The sequence below is a fragment of the Sphingobium sp. DN12 genome (genome assembly GCF_051058005.1).
Lineage (GTDB): Bacteria > Pseudomonadota > Alphaproteobacteria > Sphingomonadales > Sphingomonadaceae > Sphingobium > Sphingobium yanoikuyae.
On record NZ_CP173717.1, the window covers coordinates 977,851 to 1,004,260 of the forward strand.

General features: G+C 64.8%; 26 protein-coding genes. 12 read left to right on the top strand and 14 right to left on the bottom strand.

The genetic code is table 11. From position 1 onward, the window contains the following. Positions 1-3 precede the first annotated feature (3 nt). From paoC to ACI6S0_RS04695, 5 genes are all read left to right on the top strand, one after another. Complete coding sequence (gene paoC / locus ACI6S0_RS04675) at positions 4-2,205, top strand: aldehyde oxidoreductase molybdenum-binding subunit PaoC (RefSeq protein WP_434405134.1); 2,202 nt, start codon at positions 4-6, stop codon at positions 2,203-2,205. A gap of 20 nt (positions 2,206-2,225) precedes the next feature. After that, positions 2,226-2,825 (top strand): cysteine hydrolase family protein, encoded by a 600-nt coding sequence (locus tag ACI6S0_RS04680; RefSeq protein ID WP_434405135.1) that lies wholly within the window; start codon positions 2,226-2,228, stop codon positions 2,823-2,825. 184 nt (positions 2,826-3,009) lie between these two features. Continuing rightward, positions 3,010-4,692, top strand: coding sequence for an ABC transporter ATP-binding protein (locus ACI6S0_RS04685; RefSeq protein WP_434405137.1), 1,683 nt, complete (start codon positions 3,010-3,012; stop codon positions 4,690-4,692). Next, positions 4,689-5,759 carry an efflux RND transporter periplasmic adaptor subunit gene (locus tag ACI6S0_RS04690; RefSeq protein ID WP_434405139.1) on the top strand — a complete coding sequence of 357 codons (1,071 nt, stop codon included), beginning with the start codon at positions 4,689-4,691 and terminating at the stop codon, positions 5,757-5,759. Before ACI6S0_RS04685 ends, ACI6S0_RS04690 begins: the two co-directional genes overlap by 4 nt. Positions 5,760-5,761: 2 nt before the next feature. Continuing rightward, on the top strand, positions 5,762-7,225 hold the full coding sequence (locus tag ACI6S0_RS04695) for a TolC family protein (protein WP_434405140.1): 1,464 nt from the start codon (positions 5,762-5,764) through the stop codon (positions 7,223-7,225). 24 nt (positions 7,226-7,249) lie between these two features. Here the strand turns inward: ACI6S0_RS04695 and ACI6S0_RS04700 are convergent, their stop codons facing one another. The 3 genes from ACI6S0_RS04700 to ACI6S0_RS04710 form a co-directional block, all read right to left on the bottom strand. Continuing rightward, positions 7,250-8,437, bottom strand: a complete 1,188-nt coding sequence (locus ACI6S0_RS04700) for a GNAT family N-acetyltransferase (protein WP_434405142.1) — start codon at positions 8,435-8,437, stop codon at positions 7,250-7,252. Further along, positions 8,434-9,270 (bottom strand): transcription factor jumonji, JmjC, encoded by an 837-nt coding sequence (locus ACI6S0_RS04705; protein WP_434405143.1) that lies wholly within the window; start codon positions 9,268-9,270, stop codon positions 8,434-8,436. Before ACI6S0_RS04705 ends, ACI6S0_RS04700 begins: the two co-directional genes overlap by 4 nt. A gap of 421 nt (positions 9,271-9,691) precedes the next feature. After that, complete coding sequence (locus ACI6S0_RS04710; RefSeq protein ID WP_004207608.1) at positions 9,692-10,147, bottom strand: universal stress protein; 456 nt, start codon at positions 10,145-10,147, stop codon at positions 9,692-9,694. Positions 10,148-10,336: 189 nt separating this feature from the next. Here ACI6S0_RS04710 and ACI6S0_RS04715 point away from each other — a divergent pair, with 189 nt between their 5' ends. Genes ACI6S0_RS04715 through ACI6S0_RS04730 form a run of 4 tightly spaced genes read left to right on the top strand, consistent with a single transcriptional unit; the run spans position 10,337 to position 14,117 of the window. Further along, entirely contained in the window at positions 10,337-11,641 is a 1,305-nt protein-coding gene (locus tag ACI6S0_RS04715) for a pyruvate dehydrogenase complex dihydrolipoamide acetyltransferase (protein WP_434405144.1), read from the top strand. After that, positions 11,641-12,042, top strand: a complete 402-nt coding sequence (locus ACI6S0_RS04720; RefSeq protein WP_004207606.1) for an acyl-CoA thioesterase — start codon at positions 11,641-11,643, stop codon at positions 12,040-12,042. Before ACI6S0_RS04715 ends, ACI6S0_RS04720 begins: the two co-directional genes overlap by 1 nt. 40 nt (positions 12,043-12,082) lie before the next feature. Next, a complete protein-coding gene (gene lpdA, locus ACI6S0_RS04725; protein WP_434405146.1) occupies positions 12,083-13,498 on the top strand; it encodes a dihydrolipoyl dehydrogenase in 1,416 nt (471 codons plus the stop codon). Then, positions 13,476-14,117 (top strand): phosphatase PAP2 family protein, encoded by a 642-nt coding sequence (locus ACI6S0_RS04730; RefSeq protein ID WP_125998521.1) that lies wholly within the window; start codon positions 13,476-13,478, stop codon positions 14,115-14,117. The genes lpdA and ACI6S0_RS04730 overlap by 23 nt, the downstream gene beginning before the upstream one ends. Here the strand turns inward: ACI6S0_RS04730 and ACI6S0_RS04735 are convergent. Continuing rightward, positions 14,091-15,533: a DUF2142 domain-containing protein gene (locus tag ACI6S0_RS04735; protein WP_434405902.1), complete on the bottom strand. Its 1,443-nt coding sequence runs from the start codon at positions 15,531-15,533 to the stop codon at positions 14,091-14,093. The genes ACI6S0_RS04730 and ACI6S0_RS04735 overlap by 27 nt on opposite strands. Positions 15,534-15,635: 102 nt before the next feature. Between ACI6S0_RS04735 and ACI6S0_RS04740 the strand changes: the two genes are divergently transcribed. Beyond that, complete coding sequence (locus ACI6S0_RS04740; protein ID WP_434405148.1) at positions 15,636-16,328, top strand: hypothetical protein; 693 nt, start codon at positions 15,636-15,638, stop codon at positions 16,326-16,328. 27 nt (positions 16,329-16,355) lie between these two features. Here ACI6S0_RS04740 and ACI6S0_RS04745 read toward each other — a convergent pair whose 3' ends face one another. The 10 genes from ACI6S0_RS04745 to ACI6S0_RS04790 form a co-directional block, all read right to left on the bottom strand. Beyond that, a complete protein-coding gene (locus ACI6S0_RS04745) occupies positions 16,356-17,303 on the bottom strand; it encodes a hemolysin family protein (RefSeq protein WP_434405149.1) in 948 nt (315 codons plus the stop codon). A 69-nt stretch (positions 17,304-17,372) separates the two neighbouring features. After that, the gene (gene ybeY, locus ACI6S0_RS04750) at positions 17,373-17,882 is read right to left on the bottom strand and encodes an rRNA maturation RNase YbeY (protein WP_004207600.1); all 510 of its coding nucleotides are present in this window, start codon (positions 17,880-17,882) and stop codon (positions 17,373-17,375) included. Positions 17,883-17,906: 24 nt separating this feature from the next. Then, a complete protein-coding gene (locus ACI6S0_RS04755) occupies positions 17,907-18,908 on the bottom strand; it encodes a PhoH family protein (protein WP_010336027.1) in 1,002 nt (333 codons plus the stop codon). Between the two features lie 101 nt (positions 18,909-19,009). Then, positions 19,010-20,374 (bottom strand): tRNA (N6-isopentenyl adenosine(37)-C2)-methylthiotransferase MiaB, encoded by a 1,365-nt coding sequence (miaB, locus tag ACI6S0_RS04760; protein ID WP_434405151.1) that lies wholly within the window; start codon positions 20,372-20,374, stop codon positions 19,010-19,012. A gap of 9 nt (positions 20,375-20,383) precedes the next feature. Next, complete coding sequence (locus tag ACI6S0_RS04765; RefSeq protein WP_434405152.1) at positions 20,384-21,142, bottom strand: lysophospholipid acyltransferase family protein; 759 nt, start codon at positions 21,140-21,142, stop codon at positions 20,384-20,386. A gap of 4 nt (positions 21,143-21,146) precedes the next feature. Continuing rightward, positions 21,147-21,569: a Fur family transcriptional regulator gene (locus ACI6S0_RS04770; protein WP_004207596.1), complete on the bottom strand. Its 423-nt coding sequence runs from the start codon at positions 21,567-21,569 to the stop codon at positions 21,147-21,149. Between the two features lie 126 nt (positions 21,570-21,695). Then, positions 21,696-22,121, bottom strand: a complete 426-nt coding sequence (locus ACI6S0_RS04775; protein ID WP_004207595.1) for a MucR family transcriptional regulator — start codon at positions 22,119-22,121, stop codon at positions 21,696-21,698. Between the two features lie 111 nt (positions 22,122-22,232). After that, positions 22,233-22,715 (bottom strand): GNAT family N-acetyltransferase, encoded by a 483-nt coding sequence (locus tag ACI6S0_RS04780; protein ID WP_004207594.1) that lies wholly within the window; start codon positions 22,713-22,715, stop codon positions 22,233-22,235. Next, on the bottom strand, positions 22,712-23,338 hold the full coding sequence (gene tsaB, locus ACI6S0_RS04785; RefSeq protein ID WP_434405154.1) for a tRNA (adenosine(37)-N6)-threonylcarbamoyltransferase complex dimerization subunit type 1 TsaB: 627 nt from the start codon (positions 23,336-23,338) through the stop codon (positions 22,712-22,714). The genes ACI6S0_RS04780 and tsaB overlap by 4 nt, the downstream gene beginning before the upstream one ends. Before the next feature lie 88 nt (positions 23,339-23,426). Then, on the bottom strand, positions 23,427-24,005 hold the full coding sequence (locus ACI6S0_RS04790) for a NifU family protein (protein WP_004207592.1): 579 nt from the start codon (positions 24,003-24,005) through the stop codon (positions 23,427-23,429). Positions 24,006-24,110: 105 nt separating this feature from the next. Between ACI6S0_RS04790 and ACI6S0_RS04795 the strand changes: the two genes are divergently transcribed. Beyond that, positions 24,111-24,581, top strand: a complete 471-nt coding sequence (locus ACI6S0_RS04795; protein WP_017503530.1) for a pyridoxamine 5'-phosphate oxidase family protein — start codon at positions 24,111-24,113, stop codon at positions 24,579-24,581. A gap of 279 nt (positions 24,582-24,860) precedes the next feature. After that, entirely contained in the window at positions 24,861-26,291 is a 1,431-nt protein-coding gene (locus ACI6S0_RS04800) for a DEAD/DEAH box helicase (protein ID WP_004207589.1), read from the top strand. Positions 26,292-26,410: the final 119 nt, after the last annotated feature.

A 26,410-nucleotide genomic window follows, 5' to 3' on the forward strand; every position in this document is an offset into this window, starting at 1 on the left:
CCCATGAAATTCGATGCCCCCGCCAAGGCCAATCTGTTCGATCAGGCCAAGATCGTCGGCAAGTCGACACCCCGGATCGACGGCCCGCTCAAGACCACCGGCCAGGCGCCCTATGCCGCCGAACGCCATGATGTCATCGCCAACCAGGCCTATGGCTTCGTCGTCGGATCGGCCATCGCCAAGGGACGGATCGCGGCGATGGACACCAGCCTTGCGCGCGCCGCGCCGGGCGTGATTGCCATCGTCACCGCCCCCGATACCAAGCCGGTCGGCAAGGGTATGATGAATTATGCCCCGCTGTTCGGCGGCAGCGACATCCATCATTATCATCAGGCGATCGCCTGCGTGGTGGCCGAAAGCTTCGAACAGGCGCGCGCCGCCGCGGCGCTCATCCGCACCGATTATGTGCGCGACAAGGGCGTGTTCGATTTTCCTGCCGTCGCCCCGGCCGCGCCGCTGGCCAAGGGGCAGGGGGGCAAGCCCGACACCAGCAGTCAGGGCGATTTCGCCGCCGCCTTCGCCGCGGCACCGGTGAAGCTCGACGCGCGGTACAGCACCGCGAACGAAAGCCATTCGATGATGGAACCGTTCGCCACCATCGCTGCCTGGGAGGGCGACAGGCTGACGCTCTGGACGTCCAACCAGATGATCGCCTGGGCCAAGCAGAGCATGAGCAAGATCCTGGGCATCGACCCTGCCAATGTGCGGGTGGATTCGCCCTATATTGGCGGCGGTTTCGGCGGCAAGCTGTTCGTGCGGGCGGATGCCGTGCTGGCGGCGCTGGGCGCCAAGGCGGCCGGACGGCCGGTCAAGATTGCCGTGCAGCGCCCGCTGATGGCCAATAACGCGACCCACCGCCAGGCGACGATCCAGCGCATCCGTATCGGCGCGGAGCACGACGGGCGGATCACGGCGATCGGGCATGAAAACTGGTCGAGCAACATCAACGGCACCGATGGCGAGGATGGCACGGCCCAGACGCCCAAAGTCTATGCCGGCGCCAATCGCATGACCGCCAATCATGTCGCCATGCTCGACCTGCCGGAAGGCAATGCGATGCGCGCGCCCGGCGAAGCGCCGGGGCATCTGGCGCTGGAAGTGGCGATCGACGAACTGGCCGAAAAGCTCGGCATGGACCCGATCGAACTGCGCATCCGCAATGAGCCCGAAGGGACGGTGCCTGCTAACGCGAACCAGCGCATTTCCGATCGCAATCTGGTCCGCTGCCTGCGCGAAGGGGCGGAGCGGTTCGGTTGGGCGCAGCGCAGCGCCAAACCGGGGCAGCGCCGCGAGGGCGCCTGGCTGATCGGCATGGGCGTCGCCGCGGGCTATCGCGGCGGGCCGACGGCGACATCCGGCGCGCGCGCACGGCTCGGCACGGATGGCCGTATCACCATCGAAACCGACATGACCGACATCGGTACCGGCAGTTACACGATCATCGCCCAGACCGCGGCGGAAACCATGGGCGTGCCGCTCGAACGGGTCCAGGTGGTGCTGGGCGATTCCGATTTTCCCGCCTCATCGGGTTCGGGCGGCCAATGGGGCGCGGCCAGTTCGACCGCCGGCGTCTATGCCGCCTGCGTGGCGCTGCGCCGGGCGATCGGCCAGAAACTGGGGTTCGACGCCGATAGCGCGACCTTCGCCGACGGCCGGATCGACGCGGGCGGTCGTCGCATGGCGCTGACCGATGCCGGCGCCCTGACGGCGGAGGATGAAATCAGCTTCGGCGATTTCAAGAAGGGCTATGATGTCGGCACCTATGCCGGCCATTTCGCCGAAGTCGCGGTCAATGCCTATACCGGCGAAACCCGGATTCGCCGGATGCTGGCGGTGTGCGATGCCGGCCGCATCCTCAATCCGCTGTCGGCGCGCAGCCAGGTGATCGGTGCCATGGTCATGTCGGCCGGCTCCGCCCTGATGGAGGAACTGGCGGTCGACACCCGCTTCGGCTTCTTCGTCAATCACGATCTTGCCGGCTATGAAGTGCCGGTCCATGCCGACATCCCGCACCAGGAATGCATCTTCCTCGACACGCTCGATCCGGTGGTCTCGCCGCTGAAGGCTAAGGGGGTGGGGGAACTGGGCATATGCGGCCCCGGATCGGCGATCGCCAACGCCATCTACAATGCCACCGGCATCCGCGTGCGCGACTATCCGCTGACGCTGGACAAATATCTCGACCAGATGCCCGACATCGCCTGACCCTCAAACGGAGCAACAGCATGAAGCCGGACAAGACCGCCATCGTCCTGATCGAATATCAGAATGATTTCGTCAGCGAGGGCGGTGCCCAGCATGAGGCGGTGCAGGACGTGATGCGCGCCACCAATATGCTGGCGAACAGCGTCGCCCTGCTGGATGGCGCGCGCCAGGCGGGGCTCACCATCCTTCATGTGCCGATCAGCTTTGCGGAGGGCTATCCCGAACTGTCGACCCGGCCCTATGGCATCCTTGCCGGCGTGATCGCCGCCAGGGCCTTTCGCCGTGGCAGCTGGGGCGCGCAGATTGCCGATGTCATGGCGCCGATCGATAGCGAGATCGTGGTGGAGGGCAAGCGCGGCCTGGACTGTTTCGCCAGCACCAATATCGATTTCATCCTGCGCCAGCACGGCATCACGCACCTGGCCATCGGCGGCTTTCTCACCAATTGCTGCGTCGAATCCACCATGCGCTCCGCCTATGAGCGGGGCTATCATGTCGCGACGCTGATCGACTGCTGCGCCACCATCGGCGAGGAAGAACAGCGCGTGGCCATCACCAAGGATTTCCCGATGTTCTCGCTGCCAATGACCGGGCGAGATTTTCTCGCGCAATTTGGCTGAAGGACCGATCTGTCCCCTCCAGAGCGGGGGACTTCTGGCCGGGAGGGCAGCATTTGCCCGGATGCCTGCACCATTCTGCAAACGCTTCATAAGTTTATGTTGCTGTGCAGCATAAGCCATTGTGGGCCGTAATCGCCGCGGTTAGGGGCGCTTTCGATGAGGCTGGCAGGGAACAGGTGTCGAGTTGGCGAGTGAGCGTTTCGGCTTGCGGCAGGCGGCCGCGTGGCTGTCGGAGGTCGTCGGGCCTGACCGCAGCTATGTGAATGTCGGGATCGTCTATACGGTGGCGATCAGCCTGTTGTCGCTGGCCACCCCCATCTCCGTGCAACTGCTGATCAACTCGGTGGCGCGCACCGCGCTGGTCGCGCCCTTGTGGATCCTGTCCGGCGTGCTGCTGGCGCTGCTGCTGGTCGTGGCGGGGCTGAGCGCGCTGCGCGTCTATCTGCTGGCGATCTTCGAACGCCGCATCTTTGCGCGGGTGGTCGCGGAAATCACCGTGCGCGCGGTCCATGCGCAAAACCCCTTCTTCGTGGATGAAAGCCGCGGCAGCCTGTTCAACCGCTATTTCGACATGGTGATCGTCCAGAAATCGGTGCCCAGCCTGGTGATCGGCGCCTTCACCATCGTGCTGCAGGGGGCAGTGGGACTGGTGGTGACCAGTTTCTACCATCCCTTCTTCCTGGCCTTCAACCTGGTGCTGGTGACGGTGTGCCTGATGATCTGGCTGGCCTGGCGGCATGGCGCGATCACCGGCGCAGTGGGCGTCAGCCATGCCAAGCATAATGCCGCGCATTGGCTGGAAAGCGTCGGCGGCTCGAATGGTTTCTACAAATCGGCCCGCCATCTCAATTTCGCGATGGACCGCTCCGAAACGGTCATTGCCGACTATATTGCCGCGCATCGCCGCTATTTCCGCTATAGTTTCGCGCAGACGCTGGGCTATTTCTTGGTCTATGCCTTTGCGGCGGCTGCCTTGCTCGCGCTCGGCGGCAATCTGATCCTCGCCGGTCAGCTTTCGATCGGGCAGCTGGTCGCGGCGGAACTGATCCTGTCCAGCGTCTTCTACGGCATCTACCAGCTCGGTTCCTATCTCGACACCTTCTATGATCTGGTCGCGAGCAGCGAGGAACTGTCGCAAATCCTGGCCATCCCGCAGGAGCGACTGGGCCAGCGCGGGGAGGCGCCACGCGACGGATCGGTCCGCTTCCGCGATGTCGAGATCGACAAGGCCCGGATCAATTTCGAGATTGCGAGCGGCGAACAGGCGGTGATCCTGGCCGAACCGGGCATGGAAAGCGCCCTGGCGCTGCTGCTCAAGCGGCACGCCGCGCCCGACAGCGGCATCGTCTTGATCGGCGGCAGCGAACTGGGCAGTTTCGACATGTATCTGCTGCGATCGGCGGTGATGGTGCTCAATCGCCCGACCATCATCGACGTCACCCTGCGCGAATATCTGTCGTTCGCCGAAGGCCGCGACATGGATGGGGCGCGGATCATGAACGCGCTGGAACGGGTTGGCCTGGGCGCGCGGCTCGCCAGGCTGCCGCACGGGCTGGATACCCAGCTCGCCAGCTCCGGCTCGCCGCTGTCGATCGTCGAAGTGATGCAGCTCAAGCTTGCCAATGCCTTGCTCAGCCGTCCGCGCGTGCTGCTGTTGTCGCAACTCTACGACATGATGCCGATTGCCAGCCTCAAGGCGACATTGGCCGAGTTGCGGGCAGCGGGCACGACCGTGCTGCTGAGCAGCGGGCGCCCCGAAGCGCTCGACCTTGATGCCTGGTATTGGGTTGGCGCGCGCGCGCAGCAACGGTTCACCGACAAGGATGAATTTGCCCGCTTCGTCGCGGCGCGGGAGGCGCAGCCATGACGCTCGATCGCGCCCAGGCCGAACATTTCCCATCGCTCGCCCAGTTGCGGCCGCTCCGACTGGTGACGACCGTCGCCTGGCTCATCCTGCTGGGCGTCCTGCTCGTGCTGGCGATCCTGTTCGTGCCCTGGCAGCAGACGGCGCAGGGCGGTGGTCAGGTCACGACGCTGAGCGCGCAGGACCGCGCCCGCGACGTATCTTCGCTGGTGAGCGGCCGCGTCGTCGAATTTTACGTCAGGGACGGCGATCATGTCCGCGCCGGTGATCCGATCGTCCGGGTGGTCGATGTCGATCCCGATTTCCTCGCCCGACTGGCGGGCGAAAAGGCACAGGTCGAGGCGCAGATCGCGGCGGTCCAGCAGGCGCGGGCCACCGCGATGATCGACGTCAATCGCACCAGCCAGCTCTATGCCGAAGGGCTGGCCGCCCGGCGCGATTATGAGCAGACCCAGATCAAGGTCGCCGATGTCGATGCGAAGCTGGCCGAAGCGCGCGCGAAGCTCAAGCAGATCGAGATCAAGCTCGCGCAAAGTTCGGCGCAGATCGTCTCGGCGCCGCGCGAAGGCCGGGTGCAGGATCTGAATGCCGCAGCGGGCGGCGCGCTGATCTCGTCCGGCACGGTGCTGGCGACGATCGCGCCCGAGAATATCACCCGCGCGGTCGAGCTGTATGTCGACGGGCGCGACGTGCCGCTGGTCGAGCCGGGGCGCTCCGTGCGGCTGGAATTTGAGGGCTTCCCGGCCTTCCAGTTCAGCGGCTGGCCGGCTTTTGCTGTTGGTATCTATGACGGCCAGGTGCGGTCGGTCGATCCCACGCCGCGCACCGACGGGTTGTTCCGCATCTTGGTGGAACAGGCGCCGGGCAAGACCGCCTGGCCGGAGCGACGCTTCGTCCGTCAGGGCAGCAAGGTGCTGGGCTGGGTGCAGGGCGACACGGTGCCGGTCTGGTATGAATTGTGGCGCCAGCTCAACGACTTCCCGCTCAACTTCGGCCAGGATCAGGTGGCCGGCAAGGGCGAGGTGAAAGCGCCCAAGGACGACAAGAGTTCGATCGAGAAGAAGAAGTGACGATGTGGCGCGCAATGGCGCTGCCCATGCTGGTCGCGGTCATGGGGGCGGGCACCATGCCCTGCGCGGCTGGTGAAGCCCTGTCGGTCGATGCGACGCCCGTACCGACCGCAGGGCAGCCCTCGACGCCGCTGACACTGGACGAGGTGCTGCAATCCTCGGCCCGCTCGGCGCCCGATATCATTGCCGCCCTGGCGCGCGCGCGTCAGGCCGAAGGGCGCGCGATCAGCGCACAGGGCGCCTTCGACACGGTGTTTTCCGTGGACGCCCGCAGCCGGGTCGAGGGCTATTATGACGGCACGCTGATCGACAGCAAGGTCGAACGCCCGCTCACCGGCAATGGCGGCTATGTCTATGGCCAATATCGCAATTCGCGCGGGGATTTCCCGGTCTATGAGGACAAGGCCTATACCAATCGCGCGGGCGAGCTGAAGATCGGGGCGCTCTATGCCCTGATGCGCGATCGCCTGATCGACGCGCGGCGGTCCGCGTCGCAAATCGCCGGCAACGATATCGACATTGCGCGCTTCGAAACGCGGGCGACCGCCATCGGCGTGCAGGCGCGCGCCATTGCCGCCTATCAGAAATGGGTCGCGAGCGGCCTCAAGCTCAAGGCCTATGAGGCGCTCTACGATCTGGCCGAAAGCCGCAGCCAAGGCATTGCGCGCCAGGTGCAGCTGGGTGCCAAGTCCGCAATATTGCTGACCGAAAACGAAGCCAACATGGTCAAGCGCGAGGCGCTGGTGGTGCAGGCGCGACAGGAGTTCATGGCGGCGGCCAACAGCTTCTCGCTCTATTATCGCGACGCGGACGGATTGCCGATCCTCGTCGATGCCGCGCGCCTGCCCGCATCCGCCGCCGCGTTCGACGGCCTGCGGATCAACCCGCTGTTCGCGATCGAGGATCGCCCCGACTTCGGCATCCTGCTGGAGGAAATCGACAATGCGTCGGTCAAGCTGGCGCTGGCCGAGAACGACACCCGCCCCAAGCTGGATTTCGAGGGGCAGGTCGCCAAGGATGTCGGTGCCCAGGGGCTGGGAGGCTATAGCCGCACGCCGCTGGAGGTGATCGTCGGCGTGACCTTCAAGGTGCCGCTGCAGAACCGCAAGGCGAGGGGCAAGGTCGCCGAGAGCCAGGCGAAGATCGACGAACTCACCGTCAAGCAGCGCTATCTGGCGGAGAAAATCCGCACCGAAGTGGCCGGCATCGGCATCGAGGTCGATGCCGCGCGCGTGCTGGTGGATACGACCCGGCGGCAGCGCGATCTGGCCGAACGACTGGCCCAGGCAGAGCGGCGCCGCTTTGATCTGGGATCGAGCGACTTCTTCCTGGTCAATAGTCGCGAGGAAGCGGCCACCGATGCCGCGGTCAAGCTGATCGAGGCGCAGGCGCGCATCGCCGCGGCCCAGGCCGAAATGGCGGCGGCGACGGCCGATGACCGGGCGCTGGGCCTGGACCGCAGCTAGGCGGCATATGGCTGCGACCTGGCGTCAGGTCGCCGGTCGATCGGGAAAACGGGCCTTGATCGCCGCATAGGCAGTTCTCGCCTTCATCAGGGCGTCGAACCGGACATGGTGCCAGGGCGAGCCGATCGCGACGGCGCCATCGACAATCTTTCGGTTGCTGCCCCATAGTCGATGGCAGTGCCCGGCGCCGCGTGGGACGCAGCTGTCGAAGGACATGCCGGGGCGGACCTCGATGTGATCCCTGATGTCGCGCATCAGAAGCTGGCCCGGCGCATAAGCGCGATAATCCTCGTCGAACGCCATCTTGAAGCCATGGCCCCAGATGGCGGCTTCAAACCAACTCGACATGGCGATCGCGCGCCCCCCGACCGACAGGGTGGCGAGCCGGGCGCTGCCGTTCGCATGGCCGCGCTCAATCACTTCGCAAAACAGGGCCTGGGTCGCGCCGTCGCTTGCCAATGCGCTGCCGCTACGGCCTTTCCAGCCCGATGCCTCAAGGTCCAGAAACGCGTCGATCCAGGCTGTGCATGGCGCGTCCGGCGCCAGAATGTCGATCGTGACCGGGCCATGTTCCTGTTCCAGTCGCTTCGACAGGCTGCGCAGTCGGCTCCGCATTTTCGCGTCGCCGCGGCCTTCCCCTTCCTTGCCGGCGCGATAGGCCGGACGTTCATGGCAATGGATGGTGTGGAATGCTCGTCTTTCCCGTTCGCAGCGGTCGAACAGGGCGATACTGACCGGATCGTCGGCGTCCAGTCCGGCGACATGCAGCATGATCTCCCCGCCTGCGCGCTGGTCCAGGAAGGCGAACAGGCTCTTCCAGAACAGATCGGCGGACTGCGCGATGACCAGCGGCGTACCCAGGAACTGGTTGGTCGCCGACCAGTTGCGCCAGATGCGAACGGGCCACCGGCCGAAGCGTGGCGCAGCGATCAGTGGCATGACGCCCAGCCATGGTCCATCGATGGGGGCGACGACGGCCAGAAGCACGTCAGCGCCATCAGGCGCGTGGCTCAGGGCGGCGTCCATGAACCAGTCCTGCACGAAGATATTGGCGGCCCCGGCCAGTGCTGACAGGGCTGCCCACTGCGCGCGATCATCGGCCGTCAGATCGGCATGGCGCAGGATGCGGACGGCGGGTTGGTCGGCATCCGACATCGGCCAGGCATGGCTGGCGTCCGGTTGGAAACTGCCGGAGGCGGGAAGGTGGCTCATAACAGCCCGGCCTTGCGCGCTACGCGGCAACCGATCGAGCGCCATTTGGCCGCCTTGGGCCATATCGGCACGTCGCCGGTGGGCAAGCCCCATCGCCGCAGCAGCGGATTGATCTGCATTGCATCGCCCAGCGCCTGGCTCCACTGGCTCTGCCAGGTGATCGACAGCGAAATGGATGGCTCCGCGCCTGCCCTGACCCAATGGGGCGAGGCATAGGGGATGAACAGGCCGTCGCCCGGTTGCATGGGGTGGATGTCGGCATCCGCCTCATAGGCGTCGTTCCAGGGCAGCATATTGTCGCCGCCGCCATAATAAGCTTCGTGCCGGTCGATCGGCAGCCATGGTGCCATCGGGCGATAGGTCGCGAACTGTTTGTCGCCCGCGATCTGGAAGAGGATATTATATTCGCAATCGAAGTGGAACGGGGTGAGCGTTCCCGGCGCGGAAATGAAGATGAAGCCTCGCACCGTCAGCCCCGGACCGGTCGCTGGAGAAATTGCGGGGCCGATCTGGTCCATCAGCCTGGCCAGCAACTCGCGATAGGCGGGCAGTTGCTCGACGAAGCGGAGCATGATCCAGTTGCCGCTCGTCTGGATCGAGCGAATGACGGCGGCGACATCGGCGTCGTCGGAGCGATCCATCGCGAATTCGCCGCCATTGGGGGCATTGCCGATCCGGCGTTCGACAAATTGCGGTGGCAGGTCGATGCTGGCTTTTGCCAGGGCTTCGAACGAGAACAGCGGATGGTCCGTCAGGCTATGCTGCAGCATCGTCGGCGACAGCGGATAGGCGCTGGCGAAAGGACCGAGACTGGACGGCGCAACAAAGCTCATGGAGGAAGTTCTTCCGCAATGACGAGATGAATTGCCGCAAACTTGTCCTGCAAGGTTGAAGATCGCGTTAAACAAGGTGCGCGTCTTCCTATATTTCAGGAAATATGAAGTTTTTGTTGTGTTTGGGCGGAATTGAAATGGCGATGCGGAAAAATCGATTTGAACCAAGATAATTGCGACAATGATTTCTGTTGTGTTTCCGTTCCGGTGCGATGAAGAAGATCGCAATGCGGTGTTTCGGTCGGGGCTGATCTTCGATGCGCGCCATTCTCCCCTTGCGCGATTGTCGGATGCCGCGCTGGCCGCAACCGTGCGGCATCATGACATTGCCGGCAGCGGCGATATGTCGGCGCTTGATGGGGCGGCGTCAACGCGAGCGGGCGCGACGCATTTTGCTGCGGAGAAGCCTTGCGGCCCTGGCTCAGCTCAGCCGGTCGATCGCGTCGCTGTCGAGGCCGCCGGGGATGATCATGATCGGGCAGGGCATCTTGCCCGCGTCCGATCCGGTGAAGTGGGATACCAGGGCACCGGGCGGGCCGCTGGCGGCGGCGCCCAGGACCAGGGCGGCGACATCGTCCATTTCCTCCAGCGTCTTGCGCACGACCGCGACGGGATCGCCCTGGCGCACGGTGATGCTGGGGCGGATGCCGGATTCGTCGGTCAGCGTGCCGGCCGCGCTGGTCACCAGCGCTTCGGCCCGTTGCAGCGCCTCATCCTCCATCGTCGCCTGGACGCCGCCCCATTGGACGAATTCGGACGGCGGGATCAGGGCCAGGATGCGGATCGTCCCGGCCGTCTTGGCGGCGCGGCGCGCGGCGAAGCGCAGCGCGGTTTCCGCTTCGGGCGATTCGTCCACGACCACCAGATATGTCCGCATTGTTCGATATCCCCGAGAAACAAAAATCGGCCTTGCCGGCCCGTCAAAACTGCCCCGACGAACCAACGAGGTGAAATGTGGGGCATTATGGGCCCTTGCGCAAGGCGTGGCCTTGACCGTTCCGGCCAAAGGGTGAAAACGGGCTCCGAAACGGCGCGTGCCAGATAATCAAGAAGAGGCCCCGAACGCATGAGCAAGACGATCCAGATGCCTGCCCTGTCCCCCACCATGGAGGAGGGCACGCTGGCCAAGTGGCTGGTCAAGGAAGGGGACAAGGTATCGTCCGGCGACCTTCTCGCCGAGATCGAGACCGACAAGGCCACCATGGAATTCGAAGCGGTCGATGAAGGCACCGTCGCCAAGATTCTGGTGTCGGAAGGTGCCGAAGGCGTGAAGGTCGGCACCGTCATCGCGATCATCGCCGAAGAGGGCGAGGATGTCGCCGCAGCGGCCGCCAGCGGTGGCGCTGCGCCCGCGCCCAAGGCCGATGCTGTGCCCGCCAAGGCCGAAGCCGCCGCCCCCGCCGCCAAGGCTGATCCGGTGCCGGCGAAGGCGGCTGCGCCTGCCGCCGCTCCGGCGGAAGGCCGCGTGAAGGCGAGCCCGCTCGCCCGTCGTCTGGCCGAAGCCAAGGGTGTCGATCTGGCCGCTGTCGCCGGCTCGGGCCCGAACGGCCGCATCGTCAAGGCCGATCTGGACGGCGCCGCTGCTGCCCCGGCCAAGGCCGCTGCACCGGTTGCCGCCCCGGCCGCTGCTGCAGCCGCCGCTACCCCGGCACCGGTTGCCGCCGCCGCACAGGATTTCGGCATCCCGCACGAGGTGATCAAGCTCAACGGCATGCGCAAGACGATCGCGCGCCGCCTGACCGAGTCCAAGCAGCAGGTGCCGCACATCTACCTGACCGTGGACATTCAGCTCGACAAGCTGCTGAAGCTGCGCGGCGAGCTGAACGCAGGCCTGTCGGGCCGTGGCGTCAAGCTGTCGGTCAACGACCTGCTGATCAAGGCGCTGGGCGTCGCGCTGATGCAGGTGCCCGAGTGCAACGTGCAGTTCGCCGGCGACCAGATGCTGCAGTTCAAGCGCGCCGATATTTCGGTGGCCGTGTCGATCCCCGGTGGCCTGATCACCCCGATCGTGACCGGCGCCGACATCAAGGGCGTAGCTGCCATCTCGAACGAGATGAAGGACCTGGCCGATCGCGCCAAGGCCGGCAAGCTGCAGCCGAGCGAGTATCAGGGCGGCACCGCGTCGCTGTCGAACATGGGCATGTTCGGCATCAAGCAGTTCGAAGCCGTCATCAACCCGCCGCAGGGCATGATCATGGCGATCGGCGCGGGCGAGAAGCGTCCCTTCGTGGTCGATGACAGCCTGCAGATCGCCACCGTCATGTCGGCGACCGGCAGCTTCGATCATCGCGCGATCGACGGCGCCGATGGCGCTCGCCTGATGAAGGCGTTCCGCGAACTCATCGAAAATCCGCTGGGCATGCTGGCCTGATGGCGAAGATCGACGAGCAGCCGCCGGAGCATAGCCCGGCGGTGCGCGTCATCGCCATGCCGGCCGATACCAATCCCCATGGGGATATCTTCGGCGGCTGGCTGATGAGCCTGATGGATTCGGCTGCGGGTTCGGTCGCGGCGCGATATAGCCACGGCCGTGCGGTGACGATCGCGGTGGAGGGCATGACCTTCCACCGTCCGGTCATCGTCGGCGACGAGGTGTCGGTATTCGCGACGCTGAAGTCAGTCGGCCGCACATCGATGAAGATCGATGTCGAGGCGTGGCGCCGTGCCCGTCACGACGATCGATCCTATCGCGTGACCCAGGCGACCTTCACCTTCGTGGCGATCGGTGAGGATCGCCAACCCCGTTCCGTGCCGCCGCTGCCTGCCCAATAAGGGCGCGGCCTGACCAAGATATCGAATAGCGAGAGAGACCATGGCTGATACCTATGACCTGATCGTCCTCGGCTCCGGCCCGGGCGGCTATGTTGCCGCCATCCGGGCGGCGCAACTGGGCCTCAAGACCGCGATCGTGGAGCGCGAAAATCTGGGCGGCATCTGCCTCAACTGGGGCTGCATTCCGACCAAGGCGCTGCTGCGTTCGGCCGAAATCTTCCATTATATGCAGCATGCCAAGGATTATGGCCTGGTTGCCGAGAAGATCAGCGCCGACATCGAGGCGGTGGTGAAGCGTTCGCGCGGCGTCGCCAAGCAGCTCAATCAGGGCGTCACGCACCTGATGAAGAAGAACAAGATCACCGTCCACATGGGCGATGGCAAGCTGACCGGCAAGGGCAAGCTGACCGTCACCAAGGACGGCAAGAGCGAAGAGCTGACCGCCAAGCATATCATCGTCGCGACCGGCGCCCGCGCCCGCGACCTGCCGCAGCTGAAAGCCGACGGCAAGCGCGTGTGGACCTATCGCCACGCCATGACCCCGGTGGAAATGCCGACCAAGTTGCTGGTCATCGGTTCGGGCGCGATCGGTATCGAATTCGCCAGCTTCTACAACGACATGGGCGCTGACGTGACCGTGGTCGAGATGATGGACCGGATCGTGCCGGTCGAGGATGCCGATGTCTCGGCCTTCCTCGAAAAGGCGGTTAAGAAGCAGGGCATGACCATCCTGACCGGCGCCAAGATCGAGAAGATCGCCGCGACCGACAAGGCCGTGACCGCGACCATCAAGGACAAGGCCGGCAAGGACATCACCGCCGAATATAGCCATGTCATCGTGGCGATCGGCATCGTCCCCAATGTCGAGAATATCGGTCTGGAAGAGGTCGGCGTCGAGCCCGACCAGCGCTTCCACATCAAGACCGACCCCTATGGCCGCACCAATGTCGAGGGCATCTGGGCGATCGGCGACGTCACCGCGCCGCCATGGCTGGCCCACAAGGCGAGCCATGAAGCCGTCACCACGGTCGAGGCGATCGCGCAGGCGCTGGGCAACAAGGATGTCCACCCGCATGCGATGGACGTGCGCAACATTCCGGGTTGCACCTATTGCCACCCGCAGATCGCATCGGTCGGCCTGACCGAAGCCAAGGCCAAGGAAGCGGGCTATGACGTGAAGGTCGGCATGTTCCCCTTCATCGGCAACGGCAAGGCGATCGCGCTGGGCGAGGCCGAGGGCTTCACCAAGACCGTGTTCGACGCCAAGACCGGCGAACTGCTAGGCGCCCATATGATCGGCGCGGAAGTGACCGAGATGATCCAGGGCTATACCATCGGCAAGACGCTGGAGACCACCGAGGCCGAACTGATGCAGACGGTGTTCCCGCACCCGACCATCTCGGAATCGATGCATGAAAGCGTGCTCGCCGCTTATGGGCGTGCGCTCCATATCTGATCGGCAGAAGATGCTGAAAAAGGGCGCGGGGATATTCATCCTCGCGCTTTTTTGCGTGCTGGGAATCGCGCTGGCGCAGCGCAATGGTCTGCTCGACGATCTGAACATCGGTCTGATGGGCTGGGCCGGGCAGGGGCGCGAGACGGCGCTGGGCGGGCAGGTGACCATGGTCATGCGGCTCGCCTCGGCAATCGGCGGCACGGCGATCCGCATCATCCTGTCGCTGGTCGTGCTGGGCGCGCTGGTCTTTACCGGGCGGCGTGCGGCGGCCTCGTGGTTTGCGGGGGTGGAGATTGGCGGCACGCTGCTCAACCTCATCCTCAAGCAGATTTTCGCCGCGCCCCGGCCCGACCTGCTGCCGCATCTCGACATCGTGCATAGCTATAGCTTTCCCAGCGGCCATGCGGCGGGGAACATGATGTTCTTTGGTGCGCTGGCGATGCTGGCCGGGCGGCGCTGGGCCTATGGTGCGGGCGGGGCGATGATCGCGCTGATCGGCGTCAGCCGGGTATGGCTGGGCGTGCATTGGCCAAGCGACGTGATGGCCGGATGGATTGAGGGGCTGGGCTGGCTTATGCTGTGCGCGGTCTGGCTACCAGCGCGGCGAGGGCAGCAGTAAGGCGCGGCCGATGCTGCTGTGCGGCGGCATGCCGTCGGCGGTGACGAAGCCATGGACCCAGAAACTGTCCCAGGCGCTGAGTATCGCGATGATGAGCAGGGCCAGCCCCGCGCCGACGCAGAGCAGACGGGCGCCGCGCAGCGGATCGGCCGGCATCAGTGCCAGCAACACGAACGGCAGCAGCGGCAGGAAATAGCGACCCTGCGTCCCCTGGACATAATCGGCGCCCAGCGGCGTGCCGGTGAGATACATGGCGGTTTCGATCAGCAGCGCGGTGCCAAGCGCGATCGCTAGCCACCAGAGGCGCTGGCCAAGGCTGAAGCGCGCGGCCGATCCGCTCAGCACCGCGCTGCCGAGCATCAGCAGGGCAAGGGGGTAGGCGAGCAGCGGCAGCAGGATCGCGTTCCAGCCGAAGCGGCCGACGATCTGCAGCGCATAGACCGGCGCCCGCTCGACGATGCTGGACGCGAGGATGCGGGCATAGCCGGCCGGATCGGCCAGGATCACGGCGAGTTGCTGGGCCAGCGGCGCGGTCAGCACGCTCTCCCCGGTCTTGCGCGAGGTGATGTGATAGAGCGCCTGGCTGCCGCCGTTCGCCTTCATCCAGACAGCGAAGATGACAGCCCCCAGCAGCATCGCGCACAAGATCAGGGTGTTGCGAAGCAGGCTGGCGCGGCAGGGCCAGCGCAGGCCGGCGGCCATCAGCGGCAGATAGACGCCCTTGGCCAGCGCCAGCAGCGGCGCGGTGACCAGCGTGGCGGCGGCGCTGGCGCGCTGCGGCCCCATGAAGCCGACGCGCAGTGCCAGAGCGAGGCCGAGAAAGCCAACGCCGTTGATGACCGCATCGGGCGAGAGCGAGCCGATCTGATAGCAGAAGGTCGGCAGTAGCGCAGTGCCGAGCAGCGCCATCCGTCCGAAGGGGATGAGGCGCAGCGCGGCGACGAGCAGCAGCAATGCGGTCAGCGCATTGGCGATACGGCCGGCATAGAAGGCGCCGATGCGCGGCAGGGTGAGCGCGTCGCCGATCCAAAGGCCGACGGCGCCAGGGGCATAGAGGGTCGGCGCATAGCTGGCGACATTGGGAAATTCGGCAAAGCGCGTGCCGGGGCGGGCGGCGTCGGCGGCCCAGGCCCGCTCGATCATCGTCTTGTCATAGCGGTGGCTCTGGCCGTCCGGTTCGGTCGGGAAATCGACGGCATGAAGATCGACCGCCGCGCGCGGGAGGTCAGCGCCGATCCGGTCGCCCTGGATTTGCGTCACCACATGGCCCTGCGACAGAGCCAGCGCCTTCATATAATGCTGGTTCTCATCCGGCGCCTGGAAAGGAGGCGTCAGGGTCGCGAAGAACAAAGTTGCGAGGCAGACGGCAAGAAACACTATCCGTTCGAGACGCGACCATGGCGCGGCGACCGCCATATCGGCATAAGGATGGTGCCTGAAAGGAAATTGTGCGCTGCGCATGCCCGCCGTTCGGTTGAATATTGATACGCCCTAGATATGCCCCGTTAACATTTTGCGATGGACAAGATGAAGGTCGAAAATATGCGATATTGGTTTGTTTCGGCCCTGATGCTGCTCGCGGCGCCGGCATGGGCGGAAGAGCCAGATGAGGAGTTGCCGGCCGGAATGATCCTGCATGCCGACACGCCGTTGTTTGGTGATGAGACCGAGGATAAATGGCCTCAGGCTTTTTCGAGCGATGATGCCAAGGAATTTGGTTGCACTAGTCGTGTTGCCTTCGGCGACTGGCAGATCCAGCCGTCCGATCCTGATGAAGATCCATTCTGGTACCGGATCAGCAACTATGGGGTGTTCCATTGCTGGGCCAATGTCGCGCAGGCATCTGCGCGCGAGGCGCTGGCTCATGCGGAGGTCGTGCCATCCTTTTTCATATTTCTGGGCACGCAAGGCGCCACGGAACTCTGGGCGTTGCAGAAGGGCGCTGTACCGGGCAGCGATTATCTGCTGCTGGCGCGCGAGCGCGGTGATGGGATCATCAGGCGCTTCTTTCTTTTGCAGCGTGACTGCACGGGGCAAGCCCTGCGCAAAGGGCGGCAACTCGACATATTGAACACCCGCTATTGTCATGTCGCTTCGCCGGCCGATCTGCTTGGAATTGCCCGGAAGATGGTGAAACGCGAGCCCTTGGGCGTACTAGCGCTAGTGCCTGAAGCCAAAGATGACGGCGAAATTGACAGCCAAACGCCCTAGGTTGGGGGATGAAAAAGGAAGAGACCCTCAGGCCTCTTCTGCTTCCAGGTCCTGCTCGACCGGCGGGTGGAGCCGCAGGCGGGTGACGCGGCGGCCGTCGCTGGCCAGGACTTCCAGCTTCCAGCCGCTCTGTTCGTGCGGAATGATCTCGCCCGGTTCGGGGACGCGGCCGGCGAGCACGAAGGCGAGGCCGCCCAGCGTGTCGACATCTTCCTCGATCTCGCCCAGACGCGGGTCGATTTCCTCGGCGACGTCGTCCAGTTCGGCGCGGGCGTCGGCATCCCACATGCCGCCTTCCAGCGGCACCAGCATCGCTTCGGGCGCGTCGTCATGCTCGTCCTCGACCTCGCCGACAATTTCCTCGACCAGATCCTCGAAGGTCAGCAGGCCTTCCGTGCCCGAATATTCGTCGAGCACGATGGCCAGATGGGTGCGCTTGGCGCGCATTTCGGCGAGCAGGTCGAGCGCGCCCATGCTTTCGGGCACATAGAGCGGCTGGCGGATCAGCGGCGCCAGCGTGTCTGGCACCGGCGCCTTGCCGGCGAGGATGGCGAAGGCATCGCGGATATGGACCATGCCGACGATCGTATCGAGCGTCTCGCGATAGACCGGGATGCGGCTATGACCGGCCTCGGCGAACAGTTCGGCCAGTTCACCGAAGCTCGCCTTTTCCTCGATCGCGACGATGTCGGCGCGGGGCAGGGCGACGTCGTCGACCGTATGTTCGGAAAAATGCAGCAGGTTGCGGACCATCTGCCGCTCGATCGCGGACAGATCGCCCTTGGCAGGCGGGGCCGCGCCCTCTTCCTGCTCTTCCTCATCATATTCGTCGAGCGCCTCTTCCAGTTCCTTGCGGAGGCTGGGGGCTTCATTCTCGCCGAACAGGAGCGACTTCAGGCCGCTCCATAAACCGCCCTCGTTACTACTGTCCGCTTCCTTGGAACCGGCGCTATCCTTCGGGCTGCCTTCAGCCATCTTACTTCCTATTCCCCTGTTTCAGAACATTGTCGAAGCCGGTGATAGACCGGATCCGAATAAGCATGATCAACCATTGTCCCGATCCCCATAGGGATCGGCCAGGCCAAGGCTGAGGAGCGCGCGGATTTCCAGCGCTTCCATCGCCTCGGCTTCATTGTCGTCCATATGGTCATATCCAAGCAAATGAAAAGTCCCGTGGACGATCAGATGCGTGGCATGGTCGGCGACCGATATGCCCTTTTCCGCGGCTTCGGCGGCGCAGACCCCCTCGGCCAGCACGATATCGCCCAGCAGAACCTCGCCATCGTCGGTGTTGGCCGTCACTTCCAGCAGGTCTTCCTGCACCATCGGGAAGGACAGGACGTTGGTCGGCTTGTCCTTCTCGCGATAGGCGCGGTTGAGCTGATGCACCTCATCATCGTCGGTCAGCTTGACCGCGACTTCATAGAGGGTGGAGTCGGTCGCGAAGGCGGCATAGGGACTGTGCGCAATGGCGGCCGAAACCGCCTGTTGCGCGAGAAATTCCCAGTCCGCGCCGGGCCAGCCTTCTTCATGAAGGACAGCGACTTCGATCATAATGTTGAGATCCGTTGTGAAGATTTAGGCATCCGGCCCCTCATAGGCCTGGACGATGCGGCCGACCACCGGATGGCGGACGACGTCGCCAATGCCGAAGGGGACCATGGCGATGCCCTCGACCCCGTCCAGCCGCGCGACCGCGTCGGCGAGGCCCGAAATGCCCGGCTGCGGCAGGTCGACCTGCTTGGGATCGCCGCAGATGACCATGCGGCTGCCTTCGCCAAAGCGGGTCAGGAACATCTTCATCTGGGCGATGGTGGTGTTCTGCGCCTCGTCCAGCACGATGAAGGCATTGGCGAGCGTCCGGCCGCGCATGAAGGCGAGCGGGGCGATCTCGATCTCGCCGCTGGCGATGCGCCGTTCGACCTGTTCGGCCGGCAGCGTGTCGTGCAGCGCATCGTAGATCGGCCGGAGGTAGGGATCGACCTTTTCCTTCATGTCGCCGGGCAGGAAGCCGAGCTTCTCGCCCGCCTCGACAGCCGGGCGGGAGAGGATCAGGCGATCGACGCTGCCGGTGATGAGCTGGCTGACCGCCTGGGCGACCGCCAGATAGGTCTTGCCGGTGCCTGCCGGGCCAAGCGCGAAGATGATGTCGTTCCGGGTCAGCGCCTCCATATAGGCGACCTGGGTGGCGGAACGGGGGACGATCGTCTTCTTGCGGGTGCGGATCATCACCTTGGGTGGTTCGGCGACGTCATGGCGGATGATGCCATCCAGCGTCGGTTCGGCCGACATGGCGATCACGGCTTCCACCGCGCCATTGTCGATTTCCTGCCCGGCGACGATGCGGTTGTAGAGGCCGGTCATCACGTCGCGGGCGCGGGCGGCGGCTTCGGCCTCGCCCTCGATCTGCAGCTTGTTGCCGCGCGCGGCGATATAGACGCCGAGGCGGTTCTCGATCGCGACCAGATTCTGGTCATATTGGCCGAACAGCGCACCCAGAAGATGCGGCTTTTCGAACGTCACTTCCAGGCGCGCACGCTCGGCAATGTCGGTGCGGGGATGGTGCGGTTTCTTGCCCATTCAAAAGCCTCCCTGGCTCGTCATGCATCTCGTAAGGACCGGCAGGCGCCGTGGGTCGGGGAGATGGCTTCCCGGCTGTGCGGGAATGACGAGGCTTTGGTTCAAGCGGCTTTCCTCCTGCTGATTTCGCCGGCCAGGCTGTTCGGGCCGGCGCTGATGATATCGACATCGACCATGTCGCCAATGCCATATTCGGGCGCGGTGACATGGACGGATTGCAGCCAGGGCGTCTTGCCGATCAGCTGGCCGGGATAGCGGCCCTTGCGTTCGAGCAGGATGCTGGTGGTGCGGCCCACCGTGGCGCTGTTGAAATCGACCTGATGGCGGTTGATCGCGGCCTGCAGCCGGGCCAGCCGTTCGTCCATCACCGCTGCCGGGATCTGGTGATCCATGTCCGCCGCAGGCGTGCCGGGGCGGGGGCTATATTTGAAGGAATAGCATTGCGCGTAGCGCACTTGCTCAACGATCTTGAGAGTATCTTCGAACTCTGCGTCGGTTTCGCCGGGGAAGCCGACGATGAAATCGCCCGACAAGGCGATGTCCGGCCGGGCCGCGCGCACGCGTTCGATGATGCTCAGATAGCTGTCGACCGTGTGGCTGCGGTTCATCGCCTTCAAAATGCGGTCATTGCCCGACTGCACCGGCAGATGGAGGAAGGGCATCAGCTTGGGCTCGTCGCCATGGGCGGCGATCAGGCCGTCGCTCATGTCGTTGGGGTGGCTGGTGGTGTAGCGGATGCGCTCCAGCCCGCCGAGCTTCGCCAGTTCGCGGGCCAGGCCATCCATGCCCTGCATCCGGCCCTTGTCATCCTCGCCGGTCCAGGCATTGACGTTCTGACCCAGCAGGGTGATCTCGCGCACGCCGCCATCGACCAGCGCCCTGGCCTCGTCCAGGATCGCGGTCCAGCTGCGGCTGATCTCCGCGCCGCGGGTATAGGGCACGACGCAATAGGTGCAGAATTTGTCGCAGCCTTCCATGATCGTCAGGAAGGCTGTCGGCCGGGCCTGCTTGGTGCGGCCGGGCAGGGCGGCGAACTTGGAATTGGCCGGCATGTCGGTGTCGACAGCCTCCTCGCCGCGCTGCGCCTTGCCAATGAGGTCGGGCAGGCGGTGATAGGCCTGCGGGCCGACGACGATGTCGACATTGCGGGCGCGACGCTGGATTTCGCCGCCCTCGGCCTGGGCGACGCAGCCGGCGACGGCGATCATCGGGCGCGTGCCATCCTCGCGAGTCAGGCGGCCAATGTCGGAATAGACCTTGTCCACCGCCTTTTCGCGGATGTGGCAGGTGTTGAGGATGACGAGGTCGGCCTCTGCGCCATCGGCAGCAGCGGTCATGCCGCGCTCGCCCAGCATTTCGGCCATGCGTTCGCCATCATAGACGTTCATCTGGCAGCCGAAGGATTTGACCTGGAAGGTGGCCGGGCCCTTGCCGGCTTTATGTTCGGGGGCGTCGTTACGATTCATGCCGTCCAGCTATACAGGCGCTTCGCCCGAAGAGGAAGGTGGCAGGTGCGCGGCAATGCTCGCGGCGATCCGCTGGTGCGCGGTGGCGGCCAATATCTTGCGATCGGCGCAACTGGCCGGGTCGAACGGCTCCAGGAACCGGATGGTGACGGGCAGGCGGCCCTTGCGCTCCAGCAGCCGTTTGGCGTTAGCGCCGGCCGGTTCGTCGCCGTGCCAGGCGATCTCCGCCGTGGCCGCGCCATAGTCGATATGGACCGGCTGGATCATCACTGCGCGCGGCGGCGGCATCAGCACGGCGAGCAGCGAGGGCTTGAAGGGCAGCAGGCCACTGCCGTCGCTGGTCGTGCCTTCAGGGAAGAGGGCAATGGGCTGATGACCGGCAAGCGCGGCGCGCAGCGCATCGAGCTGGCCCGATAGGCTGCCGCGTTTCTCACGCGAGACGAACAAGGTGTTGTTCTGGGCCGCGAGCCAGCCGATCACCGGCCAGCTGGCAATGCCGTCATGGGCGACAAAGGCGGCGCCGGTGGCATCGGCCAGGGCGAGAATGTCGATCCAGCTGACATGATTGGCGACCAGGAACATGTCGCTGTCGACCGGGCGACCTTCCACCCGGACGCGCGCGCCGACCGAGCGGGCTGCCATCCCCAGGAAGCGGCGCGGCCAGGGAGATGGACGGCGAATCAGGCGCCACAAGAGGTGCGGGGGCAGGCAGAGCAGCAGGCTACCCAGCAGCGCGGCGATGCGGCCTGCCCGGCGCAGTGGCGCCAAGGCGTCAGTCCTTGCGGTCGAGGGCGACGCCGTACAGTTCCATGCGATGGTCGACCAGGCGGAAGCCGAGCTTTTCGGCGATCTGCTTCTGCAGCAGTTCCAGTTCGGGATCGACGAATTCGATGACGTTGCCGGTTTCGACGTCGATCAGATGGTCATGATGCGATTCCGGGGCCGCTTCGTAGCGGGCGCGGCCGTCGCCAAAATCGTGGCGCTCCAGAATGCCGGCTTCCTCGAACAGGCGCACGGTGCGGTAGACGGTGGCGATCGAGATGCCCGGATCGATGGTGGACGCGCGCTTGTGCAGTTCCTCGACATCGGGGTGATCGGTCGCGTCGCTCAGCACCTGGGCGATGACCCGGCGCTGCTCGGTGATGCGCAGGCCCTTTTCGTGGCAAAGGGCTTCGACGTCGATCTTGCGGTTCATGCGGGGGGCTGGCTCGCTTCAAAAATGGAAAAGTCGGACATTGCCTAGCCGCTTTTGTTCCAACGGAAAAGGGGCGCATCGTCGATGCGCCCCTTTCGCAATAGGTAAATGCCGAAGTTGTGGGGCTTATTTGCCGCCACGGGTCCGGCGGCGCTTGGTGCCCAGACCGATCTTCTTGGCCAGCGAGCGGCGCTGTTCGGCATAATTGGGGGCGACCATCGGGTAATCGGCCGGAAGGCCCCACTTGGCGCGATAATCTTCGGGGGTCATCTGATAATGGGTCATCAGGTGACGCTTGAGCATCTTCAGCTTCTTACCGTCTTCCAGACAGATGATGTAATCCGGCTTGATCGATGCACGCACCGAAACAGCCGGTTCCGGCTTGACTTCGGGGGCGGGCGCCGGGGTCGAAAGACCGGTCAGCGCGGCATGAACATTCTGGATCAGGGTTGCGACGTCGGAAACAGCAACACTGTTGTTCGAGACGTGCGCAGCGACAATGTCGGAGGTCAGAGTGACGAGCAGTTCGCTCTGTGCCGATTCGTTTTCCATTTTTCTTGTTTCCTGCAAAGGCTTCTATTGTGCGACCCGCCTGAGGAAATGGATTCAGAGCGGTATATCTTGGCTAGACCCTGTGGCCTGCCTTCGCAAGAGAAGATTGCCTTAAACAAGCATGTCGATGCGAAAACTCAAAGCGTCATGAAGCTTTCCATCATTGCCCCGATAGTAACCGGGGCGACGATGTACATATTCGAAACCAATAGTCTCATAAAGTTTGACCGCCATGTTCGATGCGCGGACTTCCAGGTTCATCGACGTGATGCCACGGCGACGCGCCAGCGTCAGGCTGTGTCCCAGCAGGGACCGGCCGATGCCACGGCCACGCCATAGTGGATCGACCGCCAGCAGCAGCAGTTCGCATTCGTCCAGCACGGAGCGGACCAGGGCGAAGCCGAGCGGGGCCGCATCGACATGGGCGACGGTCAGCCAGGTGCCCGGCATGGTCATGACCCCCGACAATTGGGGCAGGGTCCAGGCCTCGCCGAACAGCGGGTCGAAGGCGCGGGTCATCACTTCCATGGCGTCGGCGAGCGCATTGCGCTCGCCTTCATCATAGGTGTCGAGCGTCAGGCCGGCGGGGATCATGAAGCGGCGCGCTCCGCGATCGTCTTGGCGTCGGCCTCGCGGCCATAGAGCGGGGAGGGGGCAAGCGGCGGCAGATCTGCGATCAGGCTGTAGCGCGCGGCTTCGGGATAGAGGGCAATCGCGGTGCCGTCGCCGCGCGCGGTGACCAGCGCCTCGGCCCCGGTACCGTAAAATTGCGCCATGTCCAGTTGGGTCGCGAGCGTGGCGATCGGCGTGGAGGCGGGCTGGGTCGTGGCGGTGCGGCCATCGGCCTCGAACAATTGCCAGAAGAGTTCGCCATGGCCGCCGGTGATGGTGACGGCGACCGGACCGTCCCGATGGTCGAGCGCCGCCATCGCGGCGATCAGGCAAAAGGCGCTATAGCCATGGAGCGGAACCGACCAGGCGAGCGCCAAGGCGCGGGCGGCGGCGATGCCGATGCGCACGCCGGTAAAGCTGCCCGGCCCGACATCGACCGCGATCGCGTCGGCGCGCCCGCCATCGGGCAGGGCGGCGATCGCGGGCAGCAAGGCCTCGGCATGGCCGCGGCCGACGATTTCATGAAAATGGCCGATTGGCTGGCCGTCTTCCAGCAGCGCAACGGACAGCGCCTGTGTGGCGGTGTCGATGACCAATATGCGCAAATTCACTCCCCCGAAGCCGCGGTGCCGATATGGATATGGCTGCGGTTAATCGATCCGGGGCGATTTGCCAAATCCGGTCATCGCAGCGTCAGACCGCGCGGACTTCCGTCACTTCCGGCACATAATGTTTGAGCAGCTGCTCGATGCCGTTCTTGAGCGTGGCGGAGGAGGAGGGGCAGCCGGCGCAGGCGCCCTGCATGCGCAGATAGACGGTGCCCTTGTCGAAGCCGCGATAGATGATGTCGCCGCCGTCATTGGCCACGGCCGGACGCACGCGGGTTTCGATCAAATCCTTGATCTGGTCGACGATCTCGGCATCTTCCGGATCATCGGTGAAGGCCTCTTCCTCGGCCGGGACGCTGAAGCCTGCGGCGGTGCCGGCGGCGAACAGCGGCATGTTGGCCGAGAAATGGTCGAGCAGGATCGAGAGAATCTCCGGCTTCACGTCGCTCCATTCGGCGCCCGGCGCGATCGTCACCGAAATGAAGTCGGCGCCGAAGAAGACGCCGGTCACGTCACCCAGGCCGAACAGCGCATCAGCCAGCGGCGAGGCTTCGGCCTCTTCGGGGCTGGCGAAGTCGCGGGTGCCTGCGGCGCCCATGACGGCCTGGCCGGGGAGGAATTTGACGGTCGCCGGATTGGGCGTGAGTTCGGTCTCGATCAGCATGGCCGCTATGTGGCGACGTGCGCGCGCGAGATCAAGCGGTCAAACGGAACTTCGGCGGCGTCGGGCCATTTCCTTTGGTGAAGCCCCAGATAAGGAGATGGAAAGATGAGCGACGACAAGGATATTCGCGAGCGTTTCTGGACGGACCTGTCGAGCAGCCCGTTCCTGATGGTGGGGTTGCAGGGCAGCCATGCGCACAGCGTGCCGATGACCGCGCAGCTGGACAAGGATGCCGATCATTGCTTCTGGTTCTACACCAGTCGCGACAATCGACTGGCCGCCGGCGGGCCGGCCATGGCGCAGTTCGCGGCGAAGGATCATTATCTGTTCGCCTGCATCAACGGCACGCTGGTGCCGGAGACCGACGAGGCGGTGATCGACCGTTATTGGTCGAAGCAGGTCGAGGCCTGGTATCCGGGCGGACGGCAGGATCCCAACCTGCTGATGCTGCGCTTTGACCTTGGCACGGCGGAGATCTGGCGCGCCGATCTGTCGATCGGCGGGGTGTTCAAGATGATGTTCGGCGGCGATGTTCGGGCGGAGTTGCGCGACAAGCATGCCGAGGTCAGCCTCTAAAGGACTGCCATGATGTTGGGCGGCCGCGGGCGAAATCCCGTGGCCGCTTGCTTTTCGGCGGCATTTGCCCCATATGTGCGGCAGCGCAGCATGGCCCTTGGGGCCCGATAGCGATTGGCAGCGTGATCGTTCCCGGCTCTGACAGGCCCTGGGAACCGGCCAATGACAGTCTGCGCCAAGCTTGAGGCTTCCCTATTCACGCGGGTCGTTTCCTAACCCGCCTTGCGCCCTTGCTGCGTCCGCAGACAGGTTGGCGCCCGGCCGACTTGTGAGTTTCTCATGCATTTCAATGAACTTGGTCTTTCCGAGCCGATCATCAAGGCGCTTACCGCCAAGAAATATGCCGAGCCGACGCCGATCCAGCAAAAGGCCATTCCGGTCCTGCTGGAAGGCCGTGACCTGTGCGGTATCGCCCAGACCGGCACCGGCAAGACCGCAGCCTTCGCGCTGCCCAGCCTCGACTATTTCGCGCGCAATCCCAAGCCGACGCCGATCAAGGGCTGTCGCATGCTGGTGCTGTCGCCGACCCGCGAGTTGGCCGCCCAGATCGCCCAGAGCTTCCGCGACTATGGCCGTTTCCTGCGCCTGTCAGTGGAAACCGTGTTCGGCGGCGTGCCGGTCAACAAGCAGATCCGTGCCCTGTCGGCCGGCGTCGACATCGTCGTCGCCACCCCCGGCCGTTTGCTCGACCTGATCGACCAGCGCGCCTTCACCATCAAGGACACGGAAATCTTCGTCCTCGACGAGGCGGACCAGATGATGGACATGGGCTTCATCCATCCGCTGAAGCGCATCGCCAAGCTGCTGCCGCGCGATCGCCAGAACCTGTTCTTCTCGGCCACCATGCCCAAGGAGATCGAGGCGCTGGCCGGCCAGTTCCTCAATGATCCGGTCAAGGTCAGCGTCGCGCCGCAGTCGACCACGGCAGAGCGTGTTCGCCAGCAGCTGACCTTTGTCAACCAGGCGGAGAAGCAGGCGCTGCTGCATATCGTGCTGAAGACTGAGGAGATTGACCGCGCGCTGATCTTCACCCGCACCAAGCATGGCGCCGACCGCGTCGTGCGCTTCCTGGAGGGTGCGGGCATTCAGGCCTTCGCGATCCATGGCAACAAGAGCCAGGCGCAGCGCACCACCGCGCTGCAGGCGTTCCGCCATGGCCATTGCAAGCTGCTGGTCGCGACCGACATCGCCGCGCGCGGCATCGACGTGTCGGGCGTGTCCCACGTCATCAACTTCGAAATCCCGAACGTGCCGGAACAATATGTCCACCGCATCGGTCGGACGGCGCGTGCCGGCGCGGACGGTATCGCCATCAGCTTCGTGGCGGATGATGAACGGCCTTATCTGAAGGCGATCGAACGGGCGACCAAGGTGAAGCCCGAGATCGTGCCCCTGCCGGAGAATTTCCTGGAGGCCGTGCGCAACCTTCCCAAGCCGGCGCCGCAGCGCAAGGGGCCGAGCCAGAGCCCGGCCCAGCAGGCCAAGCGCGCCGAAGGCCAGCGTCGCTATCAGGAAGGGCAGAAGGCCCAGCGCGGCGCGCCCGACAAGGCTCGCCGTGGCGAAGGGGGCCATCGTGGCGAGGGCGCGCATCGTGGCGAAGGCGATGGTGCCGGCGCCAAGAAGAATTTCCGTCGTCGTCGCGGTGGCGGCGGTGGCGCCGTCGGCACGCACAAGGGCGCGGTCCAGCGCACCGGCGCGCCGCGCGGCTGATAGCTGAGGCGTTCCGGGCGCCCCCATGGGGCGTCCGGAACGAACCGCACTGGCGCGCGCAATTTTGCGTGCGCGTCATATTTTCATTGTCGCATCGCGTGGGGCGCAAGACCGGTTCC

Coding starts and splice junctions, on each gene's coding strand:
- paoC (WP_434405134.1), top strand. CDS start 4: ATGAAATTCGATGCCCCCGCCAAGGCCAATCTGTTCGATCAGGCCAAG.
- ACI6S0_RS04680 (WP_434405135.1), top strand. CDS start 2,226: ATGAAGCCGGACAAGACCGCCATCGTCCTGATCGAATATCAGAATGAT.
- ACI6S0_RS04690 (WP_434405139.1), top strand. CDS start 4,689: ATGACGCTCGATCGCGCCCAGGCCGAACATTTCCCATCGCTCGCCCAG.
- ACI6S0_RS04695 (WP_434405140.1), top strand. CDS start 5,762: ATGTGGCGCGCAATGGCGCTGCCCATGCTGGTCGCGGTCATGGGGGCG.
- ACI6S0_RS04700 (WP_434405142.1), bottom strand. CDS start 8,437: ATGAGCCACCTTCCCGCCTCCGGCAGTTTCCAACCGGACGCCAGCCAT.
- ACI6S0_RS04705 (WP_434405143.1), bottom strand. CDS start 9,270: ATGAGCTTTGTTGCGCCGTCCAGTCTCGGTCCTTTCGCCAGCGCCTAT.
- ACI6S0_RS04710 (WP_004207608.1), bottom strand. CDS start 10,147: ATGCGGACATATCTGGTGGTCGTGGACGAATCGCCCGAAGCGGAAACC.
- ACI6S0_RS04715 (WP_434405144.1), top strand. CDS start 10,337: ATGAGCAAGACGATCCAGATGCCTGCCCTGTCCCCCACCATGGAGGAG.
- ACI6S0_RS04720 (WP_004207606.1), top strand. CDS start 11,641: ATGGCGAAGATCGACGAGCAGCCGCCGGAGCATAGCCCGGCGGTGCGC.
- lpdA (WP_434405146.1), top strand. CDS start 12,083: ATGGCTGATACCTATGACCTGATCGTCCTCGGCTCCGGCCCGGGCGGC.
- ACI6S0_RS04730 (WP_125998521.1), top strand. CDS start 13,476: ATGGGCGTGCGCTCCATATCTGATCGGCAGAAGATGCTGAAAAAGGGC.
- ACI6S0_RS04735 (WP_434405902.1), bottom strand. CDS start 15,533: ATGGCGGTCGCCGCGCCATGGTCGCGTCTCGAACGGATAGTGTTTCTT.
- ACI6S0_RS04740 (WP_434405148.1), top strand. CDS start 15,636: ATGGACAAGATGAAGGTCGAAAATATGCGATATTGGTTTGTTTCGGCC.
- ACI6S0_RS04745 (WP_434405149.1), bottom strand. CDS start 17,303: ATGGCTGAAGGCAGCCCGAAGGATAGCGCCGGTTCCAAGGAAGCGGAC.
- ybeY (WP_004207600.1), bottom strand. CDS start 17,882: ATGATCGAAGTCGCTGTCCTTCATGAAGAAGGCTGGCCCGGCGCGGAC.
- ACI6S0_RS04755 (WP_010336027.1), bottom strand. CDS start 18,908: ATGGGCAAGAAACCGCACCATCCCCGCACCGACATTGCCGAGCGTGCG.
- miaB (WP_434405151.1), bottom strand. CDS start 20,374: ATGAATCGTAACGACGCCCCCGAACATAAAGCCGGCAAGGGCCCGGCC.
- ACI6S0_RS04770 (WP_004207596.1), bottom strand. CDS start 21,569: ATGAACCGCAAGATCGACGTCGAAGCCCTTTGCCACGAAAAGGGCCTG.
- ACI6S0_RS04775 (WP_004207595.1), bottom strand. CDS start 22,121: ATGGAAAACGAATCGGCACAGAGCGAACTGCTCGTCACTCTGACCTCC.
- ACI6S0_RS04780 (WP_004207594.1), bottom strand. CDS start 22,715: ATGATCCCCGCCGGCCTGACGCTCGACACCTATGATGAAGGCGAGCGC.
- ACI6S0_RS04790 (WP_004207592.1), bottom strand. CDS start 24,005: ATGCTGATCGAGACCGAACTCACGCCCAATCCGGCGACCGTCAAATTC.
- ACI6S0_RS04795 (WP_017503530.1), top strand. CDS start 24,111: ATGAGCGACGACAAGGATATTCGCGAGCGTTTCTGGACGGACCTGTCG.
- ACI6S0_RS04800 (WP_004207589.1), top strand. CDS start 24,861: ATGCATTTCAATGAACTTGGTCTTTCCGAGCCGATCATCAAGGCGCTT.